General features: G+C 56.1%; 21 protein-coding genes and 1 tRNA gene. 9 read left to right on the top strand and 13 right to left on the bottom strand.

Annotation, left to right across the window (positions count from 1 at the left end; genetic code table 11):
• Positions 1-2: 2 nt before the first annotated feature.
• From P1U45_RS08860 to P1U45_RS08840, 5 genes are all read right to left on the bottom strand, one after another.
• Positions 3-491, bottom strand: a complete 489-nt coding sequence (locus tag P1U45_RS08860; RefSeq protein ID WP_301058735.1) for a hypothetical protein — start codon at positions 489-491, stop codon at positions 3-5.
• On the bottom strand, positions 488-1240 hold the full coding sequence (locus tag P1U45_RS08855) for a hypothetical protein (protein ID WP_301058734.1): 753 nt from the start codon (positions 1238-1240) through the stop codon (positions 488-490). Before P1U45_RS08855 ends, P1U45_RS08860 begins: the two co-directional genes overlap by 4 nt.
• 292 nt (positions 1241-1532) lie before the next feature.
• A complete protein-coding gene (locus P1U45_RS08850; protein ID WP_301058733.1) occupies positions 1533-3140 on the bottom strand; it encodes a peptide chain release factor 3 in 1608 nt (535 codons plus the stop codon).
• A 43-nt stretch (positions 3141-3183) separates the two neighbouring features.
• The gene (locus P1U45_RS08845; protein ID WP_301058732.1) at positions 3184-4353 is read right to left on the bottom strand and encodes a S8/S53 family peptidase; all 1170 of its coding nucleotides are present in this window, start codon (positions 4351-4353) and stop codon (positions 3184-3186) included.
• A gap of 50 nt (positions 4354-4403) precedes the next feature.
• Positions 4404-4697, bottom strand: a complete 294-nt coding sequence (locus P1U45_RS08840) for a CU044_2847 family protein (RefSeq protein WP_301058731.1) — start codon at positions 4695-4697, stop codon at positions 4404-4406.
• Between the two features lie 231 nt (positions 4698-4928).
• Between P1U45_RS08840 and P1U45_RS08835 the strand changes: the two genes are divergently transcribed.
• The gene (locus P1U45_RS08835; RefSeq protein WP_301058730.1) at positions 4929-5981 is read left to right on the top strand and encodes a deoxyhypusine synthase; all 1053 of its coding nucleotides are present in this window, start codon (positions 4929-4931) and stop codon (positions 5979-5981) included.
• 33 nt (positions 5982-6014) lie between these two features.
• Here P1U45_RS08835 and P1U45_RS08830 read toward each other — a convergent pair whose 3' ends face one another.
• Both P1U45_RS08830 and P1U45_RS08825 read right to left on the bottom strand, forming a co-directional pair.
• Positions 6015-6794 carry a hypothetical protein gene (locus tag P1U45_RS08830; RefSeq protein WP_301058729.1) on the bottom strand — a complete coding sequence of 260 codons (780 nt, stop codon included), beginning with the start codon at positions 6792-6794 and terminating at the stop codon, positions 6015-6017.
• A 97-nt stretch (positions 6795-6891) separates the two neighbouring features.
• Positions 6892-7269 carry a DUF4112 domain-containing protein gene (locus tag P1U45_RS08825; RefSeq protein WP_293609754.1) on the bottom strand — a complete coding sequence of 126 codons (378 nt, stop codon included), beginning with the start codon at positions 7267-7269 and terminating at the stop codon, positions 6892-6894.
• A gap of 119 nt (positions 7270-7388) precedes the next feature.
• On the opposite strand from P1U45_RS08825, the gene P1U45_RS08820 reads away from it, so the two are divergent.
• Positions 7389-8420: a DUF4105 domain-containing protein gene (locus P1U45_RS08820; protein ID WP_301058728.1), complete on the top strand. Its 1032-nt coding sequence runs from the start codon at positions 7389-7391 to the stop codon at positions 8418-8420.
• A gap of 25 nt (positions 8421-8445) precedes the next feature.
• Here P1U45_RS08820 and nhaA read toward each other — a convergent pair whose 3' ends face one another.
• Positions 8446-9645: a Na+/H+ antiporter NhaA gene (gene nhaA / locus P1U45_RS08815; protein ID WP_022694559.1), complete on the bottom strand. Its 1200-nt coding sequence runs from the start codon at positions 9643-9645 to the stop codon at positions 8446-8448.
• A 104-nt stretch (positions 9646-9749) separates the two neighbouring features.
• A complete protein-coding gene (locus P1U45_RS08810) occupies positions 9750-10367 on the bottom strand; it encodes a phosphoribosyl-AMP cyclohydrolase (protein ID WP_301058727.1) in 618 nt (205 codons plus the stop codon).
• A 97-nt stretch (positions 10368-10464) separates the two neighbouring features.
• Here P1U45_RS08810 and P1U45_RS08805 point away from each other — a divergent pair, with 97 nt between their 5' ends.
• From P1U45_RS08805 to P1U45_RS08795, 3 genes are all read left to right on the top strand, one after another.
• Positions 10465-11397 (top strand): hydrogen peroxide-inducible genes activator, encoded by a 933-nt coding sequence (locus tag P1U45_RS08805; RefSeq protein WP_301058726.1) that lies wholly within the window; start codon positions 10465-10467, stop codon positions 11395-11397.
• 64 nt (positions 11398-11461) lie between these two features.
• Positions 11462-12064 carry a nicotinamide riboside transporter PnuC gene (pnuC, locus tag P1U45_RS08800; protein ID WP_293607129.1) on the top strand — a complete coding sequence of 201 codons (603 nt, stop codon included), beginning with the start codon at positions 11462-11464 and terminating at the stop codon, positions 12062-12064.
• The gene (locus tag P1U45_RS08795; RefSeq protein WP_301058725.1) at positions 12064-12648 is read left to right on the top strand and encodes an ATP-binding protein; all 585 of its coding nucleotides are present in this window, start codon (positions 12064-12066) and stop codon (positions 12646-12648) included. Before pnuC ends, P1U45_RS08795 begins: the two co-directional genes overlap by 1 nt.
• A 21-nt stretch (positions 12649-12669) precedes the next feature.
• Here the strand turns inward: P1U45_RS08795 and P1U45_RS08790 are convergent, their stop codons facing one another.
• From P1U45_RS08790 to P1U45_RS08780, 3 genes are all read right to left on the bottom strand, one after another.
• Positions 12670-13566, bottom strand: coding sequence for an NAD(P)H-binding protein (locus tag P1U45_RS08790; protein WP_301058724.1), 897 nt, complete (start codon positions 13564-13566; stop codon positions 12670-12672).
• Positions 13567-13675: 109 nt separating this feature from the next.
• Positions 13676-14644: an AraC family transcriptional regulator gene (locus tag P1U45_RS08785; protein WP_301059289.1), complete on the bottom strand. Its 969-nt coding sequence runs from the start codon at positions 14642-14644 to the stop codon at positions 13676-13678.
• Positions 14645-14761: 117 nt separating this feature from the next.
• Positions 14762-14837: transfer RNA gene (locus P1U45_RS08780), tRNA-Ala, on the bottom strand.
• Between the two features lie 154 nt (positions 14838-14991).
• On the opposite strand from P1U45_RS08780, the gene P1U45_RS08775 reads away from it, so the two are divergent.
• The 4 genes from P1U45_RS08775 (at position 14992) to P1U45_RS08760 (ending at position 18552) form a co-directional block, all read left to right on the top strand.
• Complete coding sequence (locus tag P1U45_RS08775; RefSeq protein ID WP_301058723.1) at positions 14992-15621, top strand: LysE family translocator; 630 nt, start codon at positions 14992-14994, stop codon at positions 15619-15621.
• A gap of 77 nt (positions 15622-15698) precedes the next feature.
• A complete protein-coding gene (locus tag P1U45_RS08770; RefSeq protein WP_301058722.1) occupies positions 15699-16643 on the top strand; it encodes an aldo/keto reductase in 945 nt (314 codons plus the stop codon).
• Positions 16644-16741: 98 nt separating this feature from the next.
• On the top strand, positions 16742-18022 hold the full coding sequence (locus P1U45_RS08765; RefSeq protein WP_301058721.1) for a beta-propeller fold lactonase family protein: 1281 nt from the start codon (positions 16742-16744) through the stop codon (positions 18020-18022).
• A 44-nt stretch (positions 18023-18066) separates the two neighbouring features.
• Positions 18067-18552 (top strand): NAD(P)H-dependent oxidoreductase, encoded by a 486-nt coding sequence (locus P1U45_RS08760; RefSeq protein ID WP_301058720.1) that lies wholly within the window; start codon positions 18067-18069, stop codon positions 18550-18552.
• A 55-nt stretch (positions 18553-18607) separates the two neighbouring features.
• Here P1U45_RS08760 and P1U45_RS08755 read toward each other — a convergent pair whose 3' ends face one another.
• Positions 18608-18994, bottom strand: a complete 387-nt coding sequence (locus tag P1U45_RS08755) for a c-type cytochrome (protein WP_293609748.1) — start codon at positions 18992-18994, stop codon at positions 18608-18610.
• Positions 18995-19202 lie beyond the last annotated feature (208 nt).

Here is a 19202-nt window from a genome sequence, read left to right as displayed (position 1 = left end):
ACTCATCCAACATCCTCCAGCCGATCCCACAAATCGGTCGGCGGGACATCTTTCATCATGCCGCCGACCATCTCCACAAAGCCTGGATTGAAGTATCCTGAGCAAACCTCCCAGAGCGCCCGGCTCCGCTCGGTCCCGAGCACAAAATAGATTACGCCGTGATAGGTTTCCCAGGACTCTCGGGTGATTGCGCCATTCTGGTATTGCAGCCACTCATATTCACGCGCACGCATCTGGCCGATCATCCAGAAAAACAGCTTCGTTTTTTCTTCAAAACCTGGTTTTTCTGCCTGCGAGAAAATGCGTCCAAGTTCCGGAAAATCAACAAATTTGTAGACGCCGGTCTGATCGTAGGTGAGTTGCGCCTGCCGTCCTTCAGATCGCATTTGCTGCGCGCCCTGATGCACCTGCATGGCAAGATAGATGAGGGTCGCCGCGACAACGACCACGCCGACAATCTGGGCAATCAGGGCCGCTTGTTCCAGGGTCATCTTATCTCCTCCACGAGCTCTCTGATGTCATTCAACTCATCCAGAACCCCTATTGAGAGCGGCGTCACATGGCTTTGCCATTGATGCCAGTGAAACAGGTTCTTGATAATTTCGCCCTCTTTGCAGGCCTGCGAAACGGGCACGGAGAGCATAACGGGAAAGCTCCTCCCCCACTGATAGCTTCGGCCGGCATAGGTCGACTCGCGAGGTGGCATTGGTGGCCCAATGTCAACTGACCGCCTGAACGCAGCGGGTGTCTCAAGTGGTATGACCTCCGACCAGCCAGATTCTGCTTCAAACAGGTCAAACGTGAATGCAAGATCAGCAAGACGCTGGCGCGCTGAGCTCGACTGTTGCGCGAGAAGGATCGGATCGCTGGTCAGGTCCTCAAGCGCTGCCACGCGCAAATGGATACTCGCCGTCGCCCGGGTTGCCTGAAGACCATCGTTAACTGCATCGACGGCAACTTCGGTGTCTGTACAGGCCTGCAGCGCTTCTATGGCCGCCTCAACACGAGGAAGTGACCGGCTCTGGTCGTCGATAACACGCTCAAGTTCGGCCATGTTGCGGTCAATCTCAGTTTCGAACCGCTCAAGCGCCTCCTGATAGACGACCTGGTTGACGCGAGCCGCATTCCAGTTCCCGAGCTGAATACCCAGAAAAACACCCATCACAACAATCAGTGTCTCAATGACAACGGCGAACCAATCCTGTTTGCGGATGGAGGTAGCGAGGCGGCGCAGGATCATCGCTTACCGCAATGCCCGTCAGCCAACATACATCTGAAAAATCGCATACGCGCCCCGCCCCATTTCAACCCGAAATGAAGTATGCACGATTTTCGCGAGATGTCTTCCCGAAGGCATCTGCACCCGCAGACGCAGTTGTTCTGGCTTCAGATGGCTACAGCACCGAGCGAATTGAGAAGCAGCCCTGAGCACGCCCATCGTGAAAGCGGCAGTAGCCGTGAGCGGTGGTCAAACAATGGCAGCCCTGAGCGCGTTCTATGCGAACACAGTTCGCGAGAACAAACAAAAGCGCCTAAGCCAGACGCTCTTTCGTGGTCGTGAACTTCAGGTCAGGGTTTCTGTCCATCGTATAGTTCGCATCCCAGGTATCTTTGCCGAGATAGACAGGGTCGCCATCAAGGTCGGTGCCGGACTGGGATTTGTTCTTATCCATGAAGGCTTCGAGCTTGTCCTGATCGCCGGAAATCCAGCGCGCCACATTGTACGGCGCTGTCTCGAATTCGACTTCGAGGCCATACTCTGCCTGCACGCGCTCTTTCATGACTTCAAACTGGAGCGAGCCAACCGCCCCGACAATCATGTCCGAACCAATTTGCGGGCGGAACAGCTGGGTCACGCCTTCTTCGGCCAGAGACTCCAGCGCCTTTTTGAGGTGCTTCTGCTTCATCGGGTCTTTCACCCGCGCACGACGCAGAAGCTCCGGCGCGAAGTTCGGAATGCCCGCGAATTTCACGTCGCCGCTTTCAGAGAGCGCATCACCCACGCGCAGCGCGCCATGGTTCGGAATACCGATCACATCGCCCGGAAAGGCTTCGTCAGCAATCTCGCGGTCCTGCGCAAGGAACATCATCGGATTGTGCACATTGAGCAGCTTGCCGGATGAGGTTTTCAGCTTCATGCCGCGCTTGAACTCGCCGGATGAAATACGGAAGAAGCCCACACGGTCGCGGTGGTTCGGGTCCATATTCGCCTGAATTTTGAAGATGAAGCCCGTAACCTGTTTGTCATCGCGCACGATGATCTTTTCCTGTCCCTTCACCTCAGCCTTTTGCGGGCGCGGCGGCGGTGCAAACTCGCCAATGGTGGAGAGAAGCTCGTGAACGCCGAAATGGCGGAGCGCGGAGCCGAACACGACCGGCGTCATATGGCCCTCAAGGTAGGACTGATGATCGAACTCTGGCAGGCCATCCTGCGCGAGCTCGGCCGTCAGTTCCAGCTCTTCCAGAACGCTTTCATCCACACGGTCAGCCAGTGAATTGGAGCCATCCATTTTAATGCGCTCGGCGCGCTCCGGATGCTCTTTCGCGTCCGCCGCGAGCTTTTTGAACAGGCAAAATTCACCCGTGCGCAGATCTTTCATGCCCGCAAAGCGGTTACCGGACGCGGCCGGCCAGTAGAGCGGCGACACATCAAGCGCCAGCTTCTCATGTACCTCTTCCAGAATATCAAACGGGTCCTGAGCCTCGCGGTCCATCTTGTTCACAAAGGTGATGATCGGAATGTCGCGCATACGGCAGACTTCGAACAGCTTCAGCGTCTGCGGCTCGATACCCTTCGCGGCGTCGAGCACCATAATGGCAGAGTCCGCCGCCGTCAGCGTACGATACGTATCCTCGGAGAAGTCTTCGTGGCCCGGCGTATCAAGCAGGTTGAACACTTTGTCATCATGCTCGAACGTCATGACGGAGGCCGAAACCGAAATACCGCGGTCACGCTCGATCTTCATCCAGTCAGAGCTTGTCCGGCGACGTTCACCACGCGCAGCCACCTGCCCCGCCAGACGGATCGCACCGCCTGCCAGCAGCAGGTTCTCCGTCAGCGTGGTCTTACCAGCGTCCGGGTGGGAAATGATAGCGAAGGTGCGCCGGCGTTCGGCTTCTTGCGAAAGGGATAAACTCATGCGCGCGATTTAGTTGGGATTGGCCAAAATGTCGAGGAACTCGTCAGCCAATGCAACCAAACCCGTGTTTTGAAGCGTCAAACCCTGACCAACGAGTACTGCTATTCGCTTTTAGGATTGCGGCGAATTTGTCCCTCAATGAACCAATATGTCCGCTAGGAGTTAATAACCTAGAAATCGAGCGACACTGCCCTGTCTCTCCGCACGCAACCTTACCGGCCAGTCCTGAAATGTAAGCAGTTGCGAACGATGTTCCGAAAAGTTGTTGAGCCTGCGCCAAGCCGATACTCGCTTCACCAAACGACGTTGATGGACTATTCATCCCGCCGGGTGCCAGTACATACCGCAAATTTGGGACATTGATGTGAGTGGAAATGGGCTTCATCTGTGCATAATCAAAGCTTCCAACCGCAAATATATCGTCGAACATCGCTGGCAACTGCACACTCGATCCCGTATTCCCTGCAGCAGCCACCGCGATTGAATTCGGCATAACGCTGAGCGCTGATCTGAAGAAAAACTCAATTTGCTTCATGCTGAACGCGGAAAGTTGGCTTAATCCACAGTGATTGCAAAGCTCAAAAGCATCCAAGCTAAAGCTCATATTAATAACATCAAATGGTCCAAGCTGCGAGATCAGAAACAAACCCGCGACCACATTGCTAAGGGCTCCGCTATGTTCAAAGGTGCGGATGGATACTTTTTCTGCTCCCGGTACTACACTACCAATTATTTGAGCCACGCAACTGCCATGACCTGTCGTGTCGAAGGGCGTTACAGCCCCGCTAATTGGGTCATACGTATCATATTGTATTGCTGCTGTTTTGCCTGCTGTGACCACATTAAGGTCGACTCCTGAATCAAGCATCGCAATTCGAACGCCATCTCCACATTGAGGGCGTGCTGGAGCAAGGGAGCTAATCGCTTGAACATATTTCGCGATCTCTGCATCATTCAGCTGAATTGTCGCTGACGCAGGCTGCACCAAAAAGTCTGGACTAGCCATTCCTACAAATTGCAAACTTGCAAACTTAGAAGCGAAATTGAACTCTTCTCCGAACGGAACCCGGGCCACAAAAGGTAATGTTTGTGCTAATCTTTGGTCGCGTAGCTCGACATCGTTTGCCTGCAAAACATCAATAATGCGGTGGTCAAGCTCGAAATCTCCGCCAAATTCTTTTTGAAGCATTTCGACAGCGCGGTCAGTTTCCATTTCAAAGGGTTGCGGCCCAATGAGCAACCTACCCGGAACTCGGCAAGCCATCAGCTTTCATTCTTCCATGTCAAGGTAACTTTGAAGTTTGCACCAACCGTCCCTTTGGTGATGAATGGCACACCGGCCTCGCCGCCGACGCTTACGCCGAGTTCAACCGCAACTTCCCTCGGCGGGTTGTTAATTTTACCGATTTCGCCTGCAAAACCCTGCCACGTTTTTTCTACTGTTTTTAAAACCTTTTTTAGCGCCTCTTCGTCGATCTCCACGAAGTCACCTCGGCCCGCCTGAGGACTAACCCCACCAGCAAGATTTCCGACCTGCACCATTACCGAATCCGACATCTAAACTCTCCCCCTGAAAATCTGCTTCGCGAAAATGGGGAAATTTCAGTAATTTACAACCCCAGAAAAATAAACACCCTGAATCTATTAGGGTGCGACACAAAAATTTGTCGCATTCTGCGTGTGTTTTACGCTTGACGAAACATACCGTACATTTATAGGAGCGCACCGGATTTCAGATGGTCAGACACTGCCTCCCTTCCGGCCCACCTGACAATAAGGAATCCCGCAATGTCTGATACCATTGACCGTCAGCGCAAAGCTGAACTCCTCGACAATCCTGTTGAGCATATCGACATCACTGAGTTTGATGGCCGCCAGCTGATCGAAGCCTGGAGCAAGATGAGCTTTTCGTCCCGCGATGCAGCGCGCGCGGCGAAAATTCTCAACATGATGCTGGAAGACAAATCCTGCTCGACCATGCTCACCCTTGCTGGCTCCACATCCGCGGGCGGCTGTATGCATGTCTGGCGCGATATGGTCGCCAACAATATGATCGACTCAATCGTCTCTACGGGCGCGTCCATCATCGACATGGATTTCTTTGAAGCGCTCGGCTTCAAACACTATCGCGCACCGGAAATTCCGGACGACCGTATTCTGCGCGATCTCTATATCGACCGTATTTACGACACTTACATTGACGAAGAAGAGCTTCAGGCCTGCGATCACATCATCAAGGACATCGCAGATAACCTCGAGCCGCGCCCGTATTCCTCCCGTGAATTCATCTACGAGATCGGCAAATGGCTGGCGGCTGGCAATGCCAAGAAAGAAGGCTCTCTCATCCAGACCTGTTACGAAGAAGGCGTGCCGATCTTCGTGCCGGCTTTCTCTGACTGCTCTGCAGGCTTTGGTCTAGTTAAGCACCAGGTTGACCGCATGAAAGAGGGCAAGCCTTACATGACGATCGACTCTGTCGCTGACTTTCGCGAGCTGACCGAAGTGAAGATCCAGGCAGGCCGCACGGGTCTCTTCATGATTGGCGGCGGCGTACCGAAGAACTTCGCGCAGGACACGGTAGTCTGCGCCGAAATCCTTGGGCAGGACGCTGAAATGCACGCATACGCCGTGCAGATCACCGTTGCTGACGTACGTGATGGCGCGTGTTCATCCTCTACGCTGAAAGAAGCCTGCTCATGGGGCAAGGTCGACGTCGCGCTGGAGCAGATGGTGTTCGCAGAAGCTGGCACAGTTGCGCCGGTTATCGTCTCTGACGCTTACCACCGTGGTCATTGGAAAACCCGCCAGAAGCGTCGCTGGGCAGACCTCTTCCAGAAATAAATTTATCGGGCGGGCGCTTTAATAGCGCCTGCCCTATTCTGCCGGTGCGAACTGGCCTGCAGGCGCAGCGACCATGCGCAGGCGATGCATCAGAAACAGAGCGAGCGTCAGGCTCAGCATGACTTCTGAATACTCCTCAAAGGACTCGTGCTGAAGCAGCACCGCCGTCGAAAGCGTCAACACCATGCCGAAGCGCGCAACGCCCAGCCAGTCTGTGAAGGCTGCAATCTCTCCGATCACAGGCATATCAGCCCGCGCAGACAGCCAGCGGCGTGCCCCGCCAAGCACGGAGGCCGCACACATCGCAATCAACGCAAAACCGGCCACCGCATAGATCGGATCATAAAGGCGCGGATTTACCAGATTATGGATGTTGGTTTCCTGCTGCAGATTCACTTCGGCGAGCGCTTCCGGCGTCTCCCAATGGAAGATCCACTGCCCCCAGCTCAGCTCCTCACCTGCGATCAGAAAACACGCCGCGCCAAGGCCGAGATAGGCAAAGCGCATCATGGTCTGGTCTGCGCGCGCAATCAGAAATGATAGGCCGCACGCCATCAGGAAGAACAGCACCGTGCCATACTCGATCGGGCCCGCATCTGTCTCTTCGGTACTGAATAGCCATGCCAGCTCTAGCGAGCCCCGCGCATGAAGCGCGCTCAAAACAGCCAGAACCGCAATGGGCGCACCAGCGATGATGAAGACGCTCAGCCGGTCGACAGATGTCGCCTCCAGCCCGCGCGGAAAGATGAAACGTATCGAAATGATGGCAGCGAGAACCGCAGCGATACAAAATAGAACAGTCTGAAATAACATTGGCGTCTCAAAACTCAGTTTTGTGACACTCTGCAATTTCAGGGCCGCATTCAGGACTCCTTCAGCAAACAGTCCATCCGCATCCGGAGTTTATGCTTCAAATCCTGATGCCGCGCTTTTCCAGCTTCTTCTCGATGAGACGCATATTCCGGCGATGGCTTTTAAAGCCGAAGTCGAGAAAATCACCCAGCAGCGGCACAAGGCCGATTACAAAGTCGACCCCCAGATTGCCGATCATCTGCATGCGGGTGCCCCAGCCCATGCCGAGCTTGTTGGCCAGGCTGACATGATAGGCGCCCATCGCCGTAGTGAAAGCATCACCCACGCCCGGGATAAGGCCGATAATACCATCCAACCCCACGCCAAAACCGGCAATCTGGAACTGGTCATCCAGCAGACGCGACAGTGCGCGCGCCTGTTGCAGCGCCTGTTCCTGCTCGGGTGTCAGCGTCTCTTCGGGGCCAAGAATTTCCATGTTTGGGACTCTATCCAGTGATTATGGCATTCTAACGCTGGAAACCGGTTCAAGGTTGCGACGTTATTCAGCTTGAATTCTTATGGCATGGATCAGGGCTGCGATAGCCGGGGGAAGAAATGAGTACACGTCACCAACCGGCATCCGTCCTGCGCATTATAGCCAAAGTGCTTTTGCATATCGTGTTCGTCATAGCGGCCTTCATCATGGCCGGTGGCATTTATTTCTGGATTGGCTGGCCGGTTCCTGCACGCGAATTTGCAGGCATAGCGGTTTTCCCCGCTGCTTTGCTCCTCTGGTTCTGGCCTGGCAAATCCAAACTTATCCGGCGCGTTGGGCTGGGTCTGATCATGATCGCCTTCTTTGCGGTTTATTACACCAAGCCTCCAGCCCCGCAGGACTGGGTACCCCTGCATGAGCGCCGCGCCTCCGCCGAGTTTGCAGGCGATAACGTCACCATCCACAATTTCCGTGATGCCGAACATCATTCCGATGCGCCTGTTGAAGTCCACTGGCGCGACGAGAGCTTTGACTTGTCAGAGGTCGAAACCGCCGAGCTGATCATACAGCCTTTCGGCGACGGTCCGTTCCTCACCCATATCTTCATCACCTTCGGGTTTGAAAGCGGCGAGCAACTGGCTGTGTCGGTTGAAGCGCGGCGCGTCAGCTGGGACCGCTTCCAGCCCCTTGGCGGCTTCTTCCGAAACTTCGAGACCTATCCCGTCTTCGGCACGGAGCGTGACCTCATCGGCAAGCGTCTCGCGCATGTGCCGCCAGAAGAGATGTATTTCTACCCGCTGGAGCTGACACCGGAAGAAGTCCGCTCTGTGCTGGAAGACCTGCTGCGCTTTTCCACCGACCTGTCCGAAACACCGGACTTTTACGACACGCTGGAAGAGAGCTGCTTTACCGGTCTTGTGAACCAGTCCCGCGAGCTGAAATCGCGTATTCCGTCATGGGATATCCGCCGCTGGATACCGGGCTATGCCCTTCCGCTTATGCGCGATCATGGCCTGATCAGTGATGACCTGCCGCTGGAGGAGCAACAAATGCGGGCCCATCTTCCAAATGATGTCCCGCACCCGTTCAGCTTCGACACAGACAGGGATTTCAGCATCTATCTGCGTGAGCAATTAGGCGAAGAGGCGTGAGCCAAAGCCCACGCCTCCTTCGGGTTTAGGCTGGCACGGCCTCGCGGTCTCGCGCAGGGGAGCGTGTACTTGCCAGCAGGATGGCCACACCGGCCAGAGCAGACAGGGTCGACCCCATCAAAACACCAAGCCTGATCTCGTTCATCGCTGCTGCATCCGAAAAGGCGAGCGTGCCGATGAAGAGCGACATGGTGAAGCCGACACCTGTGAGGCAGGCAAGGCCGTAGAGATGCGCCCAGTTTACGCCATCCGGCAGGCGCGCAATGCCTGTCTTCACCGCGATAAAGCTAAGGCCAAACACGCCCACCTGCTTACCAATGAAAAGACCAGCGGCCACACCAAGCGTCAGCGGTGCCATCAGCGTTTCCATCGTCAGGCCCGAAAGTGAGACACCGGCATTTGCGAAGGCAAACAGAGGCACAATCGCGAAGGCGACCCACGGGTGGAGGCCATGCTCCAGACGTTTCAGCGGCGATGGTTCGCTCTCATTCCGGCCGTAAATCGGAACAGCCAGAGCCGTGATCACACCGGCAAGCGTCGCATGGACACCGGATTTAAGCACGCACACCCACATGAAAACACCGATCAGCACATATGGCGCGATACGTTTCACGCCGAGCCGGTTCAGCGTGATGAGACCCGCCAGACCAACGCCTGCCAGCATGAGCGCTTCAACGGACAGATTGCTCGTATAGAAGAGCGCGATGATGATGATGGCGCCGAGGTCATCAATGATAGCCACCGCCAGAAGCAGAACCTTCAGCGCAACCGGCACACGGCTTCCCATCAGGGCAAGAATACCAAGCGCGAACGCAATGTCAGTTGCCGCAGGAATAGCCCAGCCATTCAGGTTTTCAGGGCTGCCTGCATTGATGCCGAGGAACACAAGCGCTGGCACGAGCATGCCACCCACCGCTGCGAACAACGGCAACACAATCTTGTCTCGTGATGAAAGCTGCCCCTGTAATACCTCGCGCTTGATCTCCAGACCCACGAGGAAAAAGAAGACCGCCATCAGGCCATCATTAATCCAGAGGATAAGCGGCTTGTCGATCTCAAGAGCCCCCACAGTAATGGCAACGGGTACATCCAGAAATGCGGAATACAGGCTGGCAATCGCGCTGTTATTGATAAGAACGGCGAAGACTGTCGCGAGAATGAGGAGCAAGCCGGCTGAGGGCGCCCACTCGAAGAATTCAACAGCACGTCTGAATATGCGTGTCATAAGGGTCCTTCCTTGGAAAAAGAACTGCGAGACCGGGGACTCAGTCTCGCAGAGTTGGGGTGGAGGTTAGCTATGAGGGCGGATGGGCGTCCGCCTCAGCTGCTTCAGCTGCCCGCATACGGCAGAGAAGAGTGGTGGAGGACGATGCGCATCAGGCCTTCGCTGTCACGCACATAGCCGAATGAGAACTCGACCTTTGTTTCCTCCGTTTCACCGACCGGGGTGAAATAATAATTGCCCATCGCAAGGGCGCTGTCGCCCAGCGTTATGATCTGCTGTTCGCCGAAGCGGACATTGGACCAGGGGCGGATGGCAAATCCTGAATCTTCGTCGATGTCACCGCCGACAAAATACGAGAGCGCGCCGTCAAATTCGGGGCGGAACTGCTCCTCTGCAGCCAGTGTCGGCTTGAAGAGGACTTCCAGCTGATCATAGGCATAAAGCGAGCGGATCATGTTCGATGCGACGGCGTCATAGTCTTCGCCGTTCTGAAAAGCCGCGCCGATGCGGACAATCCCTTCACCCCAGACACGCTGGGCGTCGAGTACGTCCTGCTCGGTAATGTTCGCCAACTGCTCAGCCGCCGTCGTCGCATATGCTGGTGCAGCGACGGAGAGCGGTGCCATGATGGCAGCAGCGGCTCCAGCCTTGAACCAGCGACCTGATGCGGCGCTTTTCTGGCGGACTTTCTTACGGCGGATAATGTCTCTTGTACGTCTCATGTTTCGCTCCTGTTTTCGCTTACAGAAGTGAAATGGATTGCGCCCTTCCATTCTTCCAATATAATAAAAATTGAATTTCAATCGGAAAAATCGATAGATGCGGCCCACGCTGAAACAACTGGAATATCTCGTCGCGATTGCCGAAACGGGAAAATACGGCGAGGCCGCAAAACGGGTGAATGTCAGTCAGTCCAGTCTTTCAACGCAGATTGCAGACATGGAAGAAGAGCTGGGTACCCGCCTTCTGGAACGTGGACGCCATGGCGCTGTGCTCACCCCGACAGGCCGGGATATTGTTGTCCGCGCGCGCTATATTCTGCGCCAGGTCGAAGAGCTTCACACGCTCTCGCGGCAAAGCGAGGAAGACTTTAAAGGCCGCATCAATCTGGGCGTCCTTCCCTCCGTTGGCCCCTATCTTCTGCCACCAGCGACCCGTCAGCTCCACCAGCGTTTCCCCGAACTCAGACTGATCGTGCGCGAAGAACGCACCATCGATCTGGCCGAACATTTGAGCGATGGCCGGTTTGACCTGATCATCTCTACACCCGAAAGCCACCCTGAGTGCCGGAGCGAACCGCTTTTCACCGAACAGCTCTGGATATGCGCCGCATCCGATGATCCGCTGAGCAGTACGACAGGTCCGGTAGAGCCTGAGGAACTACGCGGCCACCCGCTGCTGACTATCGGATATGGCCACCGCCTGAGCGAGCTGGTGCACAGGCTGGCAGATGATATCGGCACGCAGGTCAGCACCGAATATGAAGGCTCCAGTCTCGATGCCGTCCGTCAGATGGCGATAATGGGCGCGGGCGTGGCCGTTCTACCGAGCCTCTATGCGCTGTCTGAAGCCCGCCGTGACCCCGATCAGATCATCAGGCGCATCAACTACCCTTCAGCCGAGCGGGAGATTGCGCTTTGCTGGCGGGCCTCCTCACCTCTTACAAACCGGTATCGCATGCTTGCTGACGAGCTTTCCAAAACCGCCTCCAGCATACTCGAGCAAGGCGCCGCAAGCATTGGCGCGGCTTAATCGCTTCCCATAGCGCAGCGACGCAGATACAGATTTTAAACAGGTGACATGGGCGACGGGACTGATGATCGACTGGTTGATCGCAAACTGGATTGAGTTGGCGGGCTTTGTAACGGGCGCGGCCTGCGTCTGGCTGCTCGTTATCCGCAACATCTGGACCTTCCCGGTCGGCATGGTGAACTATGTGTTTTTCGCCGTTCTGTTCGTCCAGTCAGGTCTTTACGCGGATGCCGGCCTTCAGGGCGTCTACTTCATTCTGGCCAGTCTTGGCTGGTATTGGTGGCTGCGCGGCGGCGATGACCATAAGGGCGTGGAAGTTCACGAAGCCTCCCCCAAGGTTCTGATCGCATGCGGCGTTGCAGTTATTGTCATTGCCGCCCTCATCCAATGGGTGCTGCACGAATATACAGACTCTACGGTTGCAGGCTGGGATGCGCTCACCACAGCGATGAGCCTCGTCGCCCAGTTCATGCTGTCGCGCAAATGGATTGCCAACTGGTGGCTCTGGATTGCGGTCGATCTCATCTACATCCCGCTCTACATCCATAAGGGCCTCTGGCTGACAGCCGGTCTCTATGCGGTCTTCCTGGCTATGTGTATTGCCGGTCTGATTGAGTGGCAAAAAGCGCGAACCGACAAACCAAAAGCTGCGGACAGCCTCACGTAATGGCGAATATCTTCTGGCCTTTACTGCCCGCGTCCTTGCGCGCGAAATTCTGCCGTCGCATCGTTGTGACAGGCGCTGAAAGCACCGGCACGACCACGCTTGCGCTCATGATGGCCGAGGCTTTGAACTCGCCTTACGTCGCAGAATATGGCCGCGAATACACTGAACGCCGCGCCAAAGTGACAGACGAGCCATGGCGCACCGAAGAGCTCGTTGAGATTGCTGAAGAGCAGAACGCGCTGGAAGATGCCGCCGCGCGCCGCTCTGACAATGGCCTCATCATTGCTGACACCGATGCCCTCACAACCGCGCTCTGGCATGAACGCTATTTCGGGTCTCGCTCGCCGGCTGTTGATGCTGTTGCAGCGAAACAGGTTCGCCCGTTTGCCTATATCCTCACCTCTGATGACATTGCCTTCGAGGCCGATGCCATCCGCGAAGGCGGCGAAGAACGCCACACCATGACGACCCGCTTTCGCGAAGAAATCATCAAAAGCCGCGTACCGTGGATTGAAGTCCGTGGCAGCCGCGAAGAGCGTCTCACCGAAGCGCTCCGCTTTCTCTGCTCGCTTGGCGTCAAATAACACTGACGCCGATATCCGGCATCAGGCGGTAACCAGATTAAGCGCGCGTTTCGGCGTCCAGACACCGGTCAGCGATGTCATGCTCGCATAGTCGCGGAAATCACGTGGCGGACGCCCCAGAGCTTCCTGCACGCCATAGCCGATCTTCTCATTCCGGCCATCCATCACCGTCGCGAAGATATAATCCATCAGCCAGACAAGCTCTGCGGGCATGCCCATATCTTCAATGCCTTCCAGAAACACGTCATGCGGAATGTCAGCAAAGGTGATCGTGCGCCCAAGTGCGGATGAAAGCTCTTCGGCGATATCCTCAAGCCCCAAAAGACGCGGGCCTGTCGTTTCATAGGTTTTGCCCTCATGTCCCTCCTCGGTGAGCGCCGCAATGATGACATCGACAACATCGTGCACATCAACGAAAGGCTCGCGCGTACCGCCGGTTGGCAAAGCAATTTCACCTTCCTGAACCATGCTGCGGAAAGCCCCTTCAGAGAAATTCTGGTTAAACCAGGCTGACCGGACAATCGTCCAATCCATGCCGGAGAACCGGATAATCTGTTCGCAGGCAAGCGCCTCTTCCTCACCGCGGCCGGACAGGAGCACAAGCTTTTGAATACCCATCCGATAGGCGAGGTCAGTGAACTCGGTGATCGACTGCCGCGCTTTCGGCATCGCCAGATCCGGCGCAAAGTTCACATAAACCTGCGTCATGCCCTCAAGACAGCGCCGCCACGTCTCCGGCTTCTCCCAGTCGAAAGCAGGCTCGGCCTGTCGCGACCCGATACGAACCTTGTGCCCGCTATCCCAGAGCGAACGCACAACGCGGTGACCGGTGCGGCCTGTGCCACCCAGCACAAGCGTAGACGGAACTTTAGGGCGGCGGATTTCAAACAGTTTTGCAGGCTGGAAAATTGACTTCATGACTTGCTCCTCCTCGTCAGAACAAGTCCATGTCTACCGGCACTCTAATCCTGCATCTTGACGCCGCGCGACAGAGTTTTGGCCGGACGCGACACAAATCATCACGGCTTCAGGCGTTCGTGCGGAAGCTTCCCGGCGAGCGGCCCTCCCACCGGCGGAACGCGCGATTGAAGGCGCTCTGCTCGGAAAAGCCGGTCAGAAACGCGATCTCTGCAAGCGAATAACCGGTGTCGTTCAGCAGCTTGCGAGCCATGATGTGACGGGCCTGATCCACAAGCGTCTGATAGGTAACATCTACCTCAGACAGGCGCCGTTGGAGCGTTCTCGCGCTAAGCCCCAGCTTTTCAGAAATGGCCGAGATCGGCGGCGGACCATCACTCAGCGCCAGACTGATTTCCTTACGGACCTGACTTTCCAGCCCGACCTCGCTTTCGCGGTCTGACAGCTCTCTCTCGATATGCTCGTCAAAAAAGGACCAGACATCACGATCACCCAGCCGCGTCTTGGCCAGCAAATCTTCGGTCCGGAAGACATACCCGTAATAGTCTGACTTAAAATGGACAGAGCTCTGGAAATACTCTTCAAGCGCTAACGGGCATCCTACAGCGTCATGACTATAGTGAACCGCGACGGGTTTGAAATCAGGGCCGCACGCTTCGCGACAGAGCGACATGTAGGTTACGAACGAGGCTTCATTCGAGAGCAATAACCCTCGAACCGGCGGAAACTCACGCAGGTGTATCCAGCGCGTAAATTCTCCGTCCTCTTCCAGTCTGAAGCCAGAAACATTCTGCACAAACAGGCGTGAGTGGCGGGCGATACGTTCAAAGGCATGCAACAGCTGCGGGGCTGTTTTCCATGCCAGGCCAACCGCCCCGTAATCTTCGCACGTCATGGTGCGGGCGGCATTGATGTGAAATTTGACCCGCTGGCCTTCGAGGTCTGCAATCTCTTCGAGAAGCGCGAAATACTTGCGGGCAGGCACCATCACTTTGGGGTCGGCGAGCTCGGCCTCCGACACCCCCGCCCGCGCAAGAAGCTGCGCACGCGCGTCCGCAACCGGATTGTTCTCCAGCATTTTGCGCACGAATAATGTCGAAACTTCCCCCATGGGGACAAAAAATTAGAGTGAAATGCGCGAATTAACAAGCACCTGCTCGTGCAGTTCTTTTGCGCCACCTGCTTCCGGAAAGTTTGGAAGCCCCGTCAGGACTTGAACCTGAAAATAGCAGACTTGCAGGTCTGCCGCGTTAATCTTTCGCCACAGGGCTATACCGGAGCTGAACATCCCAGCAGAACGCGAGTGCTGCAAGCAAGTTCAACTCATGCGTGATCAGCTTTAAACCCACAAACGTCAAAGGGGTATTTAAATCTGCGTCACAATTTCCCTTTCCGGTCATTTGTAATCCAATTAGGCTTTCCGGAATGATCCTGCCCGTTGAACCCTCTGCCCTTTTTCCGTTTTTAATCGCGATCCTGCTGGTCGAAGCGACCCCCGGTCCGAATATGGGGTATCTGGCTGCGCTGTCCGCATCCGAAGGGCGCGCTGCGGGCTTTCGCGCTGTCCTTGGCGTCACGCTGGGGCTGTCAGTTTACATGCTGGCATCGGTTGTCGGGATTGCCGAAATCGTGGCCCGTATTCCGCCTCTATATGCAGCGCTGCGCTGGGCGGGTGTTCTGTTCCTCCTCTATCTGGCGTGGGAAGCCTGGCAGGACGCGGCCGAGACATCGCCGTCAAAGTCCGAGGACGGTTGTGCCTCTCCGTTCTGGCGCGGCTTCATGGCCAATGTGCTCAACCCGAAAGCCGCCGTGTTTTACGTCTCGCTGCTGCCCGGCTTCATGAATATGGAACGCAGCGCCTTCTGGGTTCAGGCGCTCATCCTTGGCAGTATCCATATTCTGGTCAGCGTTCTGATCCACTCTGCGATCGTTCTGGGCGCGGCCCGCGCCGGCGCATTGATGGAAAACTCACCTCTCAAAATCGCGTTCCGACGCGCCATGGCTGTTCTCATAGCGATCATAGCCATATGGCTCGCTTGGGAGACCCGCCGCTGAGCCCTATATGTCTCTCCACTATGGAACTTCGTCTGCCGCGCAACGTCAGTTGAGGACAGACAAACAAGGAGAGCTGAATGAAAACCCGCACACTCGGATCAACCGGCCTTGAAATTTCTTCCGTCGTTTTCGGCGGGAATGTTTTCGGCTGGACACTCGACGAAACCGAAAGCTTTAAAATGCTCGATGCGTGCGTGGATCAGGGCCTCACGACAATTGATACGGCTGACGTCTATTCACGCTGGAAGCCCGGCAATCAGGGCGGCGAAAGCGAAACCCTGATTGGCAACTGGCTGGCAGCCCGTCCGGACAAACGCGACAAGGTTCAGATCTTCACCAAGGTCGGCATGGATATGGGTGACGGCAATACCGGACTGTCACCGCGCTGGATCCGCGAAGAAGTCGAAAACTCCCTCAGCCGCCTGAAGACCGATTATATCGACCTCTATTTCTCTCACCGTTTCGACGAAGAAACCCCGCAGGCCGAGACGCTTGGCGTCTACAAAGACCTGCTGGATGAGGGCAAAATCCGCTCCATCGGCGCCTCCAATTTCGATGAAGGCCAGCTGGAAGACGCGCTGAAGATTGCCGAAACTGAAGACCTGCCAGCCTATCAGGTACTGCAACCGGAATACTCGCTGGTCTCCCGCGCAAGCTTTGAAGGCCCGCTCCAGCGTCTTTGCGTCGATAAAAACATTGGCGTCGTCACCTATTTCTCACTCGCTTCGGGCTTCCTCTCCGGCAAGTACCGCTCGCTCGACGATCTGCAAGGTCAGGCGCGCGGCGGCATGGCGAAGAAGTATATCGAAAATGGCGGCCTTCAGGTTCTTGAAGCGATGGATGACATTGCCGCTTCCAAAAACATCACGCTTGCCGAGCTCGCCATTGCCTGGCTTCTCCACCGTGACGGTGTGACAGCTCCGATCGCCAGCGCCACGAAGGAATCCCATCTGAAGAGCCTCGTGAAGGCCAGCGAAGTCTCACTTACGCCTGAAGAGGTCGAAGCTCTGGCTGTTTTCTAATCAGTCCGGGCTTTGAACCGATAACAGTTTCGTGAAGCGTATCGCTCCCCTCGAAAACCAGACTATCTTGGTCAGGCTTTTATCCGAGGGGAGTTTTCATGGATCTGGTGTCAGTCATCTCTAACCGTCGCCGCAGTCTTCTGGTTGCCGCGTCCGGCCTTTTACTCGCCTCTGCCTGCTCGGCTCAGGAACCTGCCCCAACACCAGCCCCCGCCGCAGAACCTGAAGCGAGCGCCGAAGCCTCTTCCGGTTTCGCGCAGGCACTCGTCCCTCTCGAAATGGAAGTCTATGCGCCGGAAGGCACCCCGCTTCCGCGCTTTATGGTCGACGCCGCATGGCCGCAAATGCCGCCAACCATGATTATCGGCCAGACGCCGGGCCTCGCAGTCGACAATGACGACAATGTCTGGCTCGCCCACCGCCCTCATACACTGAGCTTCTCCGACATTGGCCTCGCTGCGGATCCGCCAACAGCGCTTTGCTGTGAGCCGGGCCCGACTATCATGCAATTCTCAGCCGAAGGTGAGTTTCTGCAAGGCTGGGGCGGACCGGATTATGCCCCTGAGATTGATGGCGTGAACCAATGGCCGCGCAATATTCACGGCATCTACGTTGATGACGACAATACCGTCTGGGTTGGCGGCAATGGCGATGGCGACCATGTCGTTCTGAACCTCACTTCCGATGGTGAATTCATCCGCCAGATTGGTGTACACGGCCAGACGGCTGGCAATTCCCACCCTGAGTATCTTGGCAATCCGGCTGACATCTCCTTCGTGGACGGCCATGTGATCATCGCGGACGGCTATATCAACAAACGCATTATCAGCTTCGACGGCATGGAGTTGGATTATGAAGGTGCATGGGGCGCTTATGCCTCTGATCCATCCGGCGGCACGCGCGAAGGCAGCTTCGATCAGAGCCAGGCCTCAAGCAATTCAGATGGCGGCGCTAACCCTGAAGCCCCGAGCTTCGGTGATATCGTCCACTGCGTGGTCAGCACCGAGGAAGGCCTCGTCTATATCTGTGACCGCCGCAATAACCGCGCTCAGGTCTTCCAACGCGCGGAAAATGGCGACCTCGAATTCGTTCGTGACATCGTCATCGCCGAAGAAACCGGCGGTACGCGCACAGTCTCTGACATCACATTCTCACCGGACGGAGAATTCATCTACATTGCCGACATGATGAACTCGTCCATCTGGATTCTGGACAGTGAGAGCTATGACATTCTCGCCCGTATTGGCCGCGTCGGCCGCTATCCGGGCGAGTTCACATGGCTCCACTCTGTTGTCGCGGACTCTCAAGGCAATCTCTACACCTCCGAGGTAAACACAGGCCGCCGCATCCAGAAGCTCGTCTTTATGGGCGTGGAGTAAGTTTCGCGCTTGGTGCGCGCGGTGAGACTGGCTAGCTTAAGCGCATGACACGCTTACTGATCGTCTATCACACGCGCACCGGCGGCAGCCGCCAAATGGCCGAGGCTGCCTACAACGCCGCCAAAGAAGAATGCGAGACGCAGCTGCAAAAGGCGTCAGAGACCAGCCCGGACGATATGCTGTCGGCAGACGGCTATCTGTTTGTAGCGCCGGAAAACCTCGCCTCGCTATCTGGCGAGATGAAAGAGTTCTTTGACCGCTGCTATTACCCCCTGCTCGGAAACATAGAGGCACGCCCCTATGCCCAGCTGATTTGCGCAGGCTCTGACGGCGAAAACGCAGTCCGACAGCTGGCGCGGATTGCCAAGGGCTGGCGACTGAAAGAGGTCCAGCCTGCAACCATTATCTGCACGCATGCCCAGACCGAAGCACAAATCCTCGCCCCGAAAACTATCCCGGAAGACGAGCTGAAAACCTGCGCAGATATCGGGGCGGCGCTCGCCGCAGGTCTTTCAATGGGCGTGTTCTGAAGACAAAAAAGGCGAGCCATCGGCCCGCCTTGTTCGTTTTAACTAACGCGTGCGCTTATTCAGCAGCTTCAGGCGTTGTCTCATATTCCAGCCATTCAATGACGGCTGCGCGCTGCGCTTCGTCACGAATGCCGGCAAAGCTCATACGGTTGCCAGGAATGTTCGTACGTGGGTTCGCAAGATACGCATCCAGAGTTTCAGCGTCCCAGACAATGCCTGAATTCGCCATAGCTGGTGAATAGTTGAAGCCTTCCATCGTGCCAGCCGTACGGCCGAAAACACCTGTAAGCTCCGGGCCCATTTTCGGGCGACCGCCTGGCTCATAGTTGTGGCACGTGCCGCACATGCGTGCCTGCGGCGGCATTTCCGGACCGTCAGCGAAGGCTGGCGCGGAAACGAACAGCGCGGACGCACCGAGAAGCGTAGCGAGAATGCTTTTCATCTGGATTCTACCCCTGTTTACATGGTCCTGCTGTCCTATCGGAAAACAGGTTATTTTATAACGGTTCAAATTGTCTCAGCGACCATTGTCTACAGCGCGCTTGCTGATGCAATGGCCAATAGCAGTGAAATAGCGCAAAAATGTAGTGAGCTAACATTTATAACACACTCGTGATGCGACCCCATTGCCACTTGCCGCTTTCAGACAA

Source organism: Ponticaulis sp. (assembly GCF_029210165.1).
Classification (GTDB): Bacteria; Pseudomonadota; Alphaproteobacteria; order Caulobacterales; family Hyphomonadaceae; genus Ponticaulis.
The sequence above is the reverse complement of the archived record's forward strand: the minus strand, read 5'-3'. Positions and strand labels throughout refer to the sequence as shown.

Bases quoted from the DNA above. Each gene is read 5' to 3' on its own strand.
- P1U45_RS08845 (WP_301058732.1), bottom strand. From the start codon at position 4,353: ATGGAAACTGACCGCGCTGTCGAAATGCTTCAAAAAGAATTTGGCGGA.
- P1U45_RS08825 (WP_293609754.1), bottom strand. From the start codon at position 7,269: ATGGAAATTCTTGGCCCCGAAGAGACGCTGACACCCGAGCAGGAACAG.
- P1U45_RS08785 (WP_301059289.1), bottom strand. From the start codon at position 14,644: ATGCTGGAGAACAATCCGGTTGCGGACGCGCGTGCGCAGCTTCTTGCG.
- P1U45_RS08805 (WP_301058726.1), top strand. From the start codon at position 10,465: ATGCGGCCCACGCTGAAACAACTGGAATATCTCGTCGCGATTGCCGAA.
- nhaA (WP_022694559.1), bottom strand. From the start codon at position 9,645: ATGACACGCATATTCAGACGTGCTGTTGAATTCTTCGAGTGGGCGCCC.
- P1U45_RS08855 (WP_301058734.1), bottom strand. From the start codon at position 1,240: ATGATCCTGCGCCGCCTCGCTACCTCCATCCGCAAACAGGATTGGTTC.
- P1U45_RS08860 (WP_301058735.1), bottom strand. From the start codon at position 491: ATGACCCTGGAACAAGCGGCCCTGATTGCCCAGATTGTCGGCGTGGTC.
- P1U45_RS08835 (WP_301058730.1), top strand. From the start codon at position 4,929: ATGTCTGATACCATTGACCGTCAGCGCAAAGCTGAACTCCTCGACAAT.
- P1U45_RS08850 (WP_301058733.1), bottom strand. From the start codon at position 3,140: ATGAGTTTATCCCTTTCGCAAGAAGCCGAACGCCGGCGCACCTTCGCT.
- P1U45_RS08760 (WP_301058720.1), top strand. From the start codon at position 18,067: ATGACACGCTTACTGATCGTCTATCACACGCGCACCGGCGGCAGCCGC.
- P1U45_RS08795 (WP_301058725.1), top strand. From the start codon at position 12,064: ATGGCGAATATCTTCTGGCCTTTACTGCCCGCGTCCTTGCGCGCGAAA.
- P1U45_RS08755 (WP_293609748.1), bottom strand. From the start codon at position 18,994: ATGAAAAGCATTCTCGCTACGCTTCTCGGTGCGTCCGCGCTGTTCGTT.
- P1U45_RS08820 (WP_301058728.1), top strand. From the start codon at position 7,389: ATGAGTACACGTCACCAACCGGCATCCGTCCTGCGCATTATAGCCAAA.
- P1U45_RS08765 (WP_301058721.1), top strand. From the start codon at position 16,742: ATGGATCTGGTGTCAGTCATCTCTAACCGTCGCCGCAGTCTTCTGGTT.
- P1U45_RS08770 (WP_301058722.1), top strand. From the start codon at position 15,699: ATGAAAACCCGCACACTCGGATCAACCGGCCTTGAAATTTCTTCCGTC.
- pnuC (WP_293607129.1), top strand. From the start codon at position 11,462: ATGATCGACTGGTTGATCGCAAACTGGATTGAGTTGGCGGGCTTTGTA.
- P1U45_RS08790 (WP_301058724.1), bottom strand. From the start codon at position 13,566: ATGAAGTCAATTTTCCAGCCTGCAAAACTGTTTGAAATCCGCCGCCCT.
- P1U45_RS08830 (WP_301058729.1), bottom strand. From the start codon at position 6,794: ATGTTATTTCAGACTGTTCTATTTTGTATCGCTGCGGTTCTCGCTGCC.
- P1U45_RS08840 (WP_301058731.1), bottom strand. From the start codon at position 4,697: ATGTCGGATTCGGTAATGGTGCAGGTCGGAAATCTTGCTGGTGGGGTT.
- P1U45_RS08810 (WP_301058727.1), bottom strand. From the start codon at position 10,367: ATGAGACGTACAAGAGACATTATCCGCCGTAAGAAAGTCCGCCAGAAA.
- P1U45_RS08775 (WP_301058723.1), top strand. From the start codon at position 14,992: ATGATCCTGCCCGTTGAACCCTCTGCCCTTTTTCCGTTTTTAATCGCG.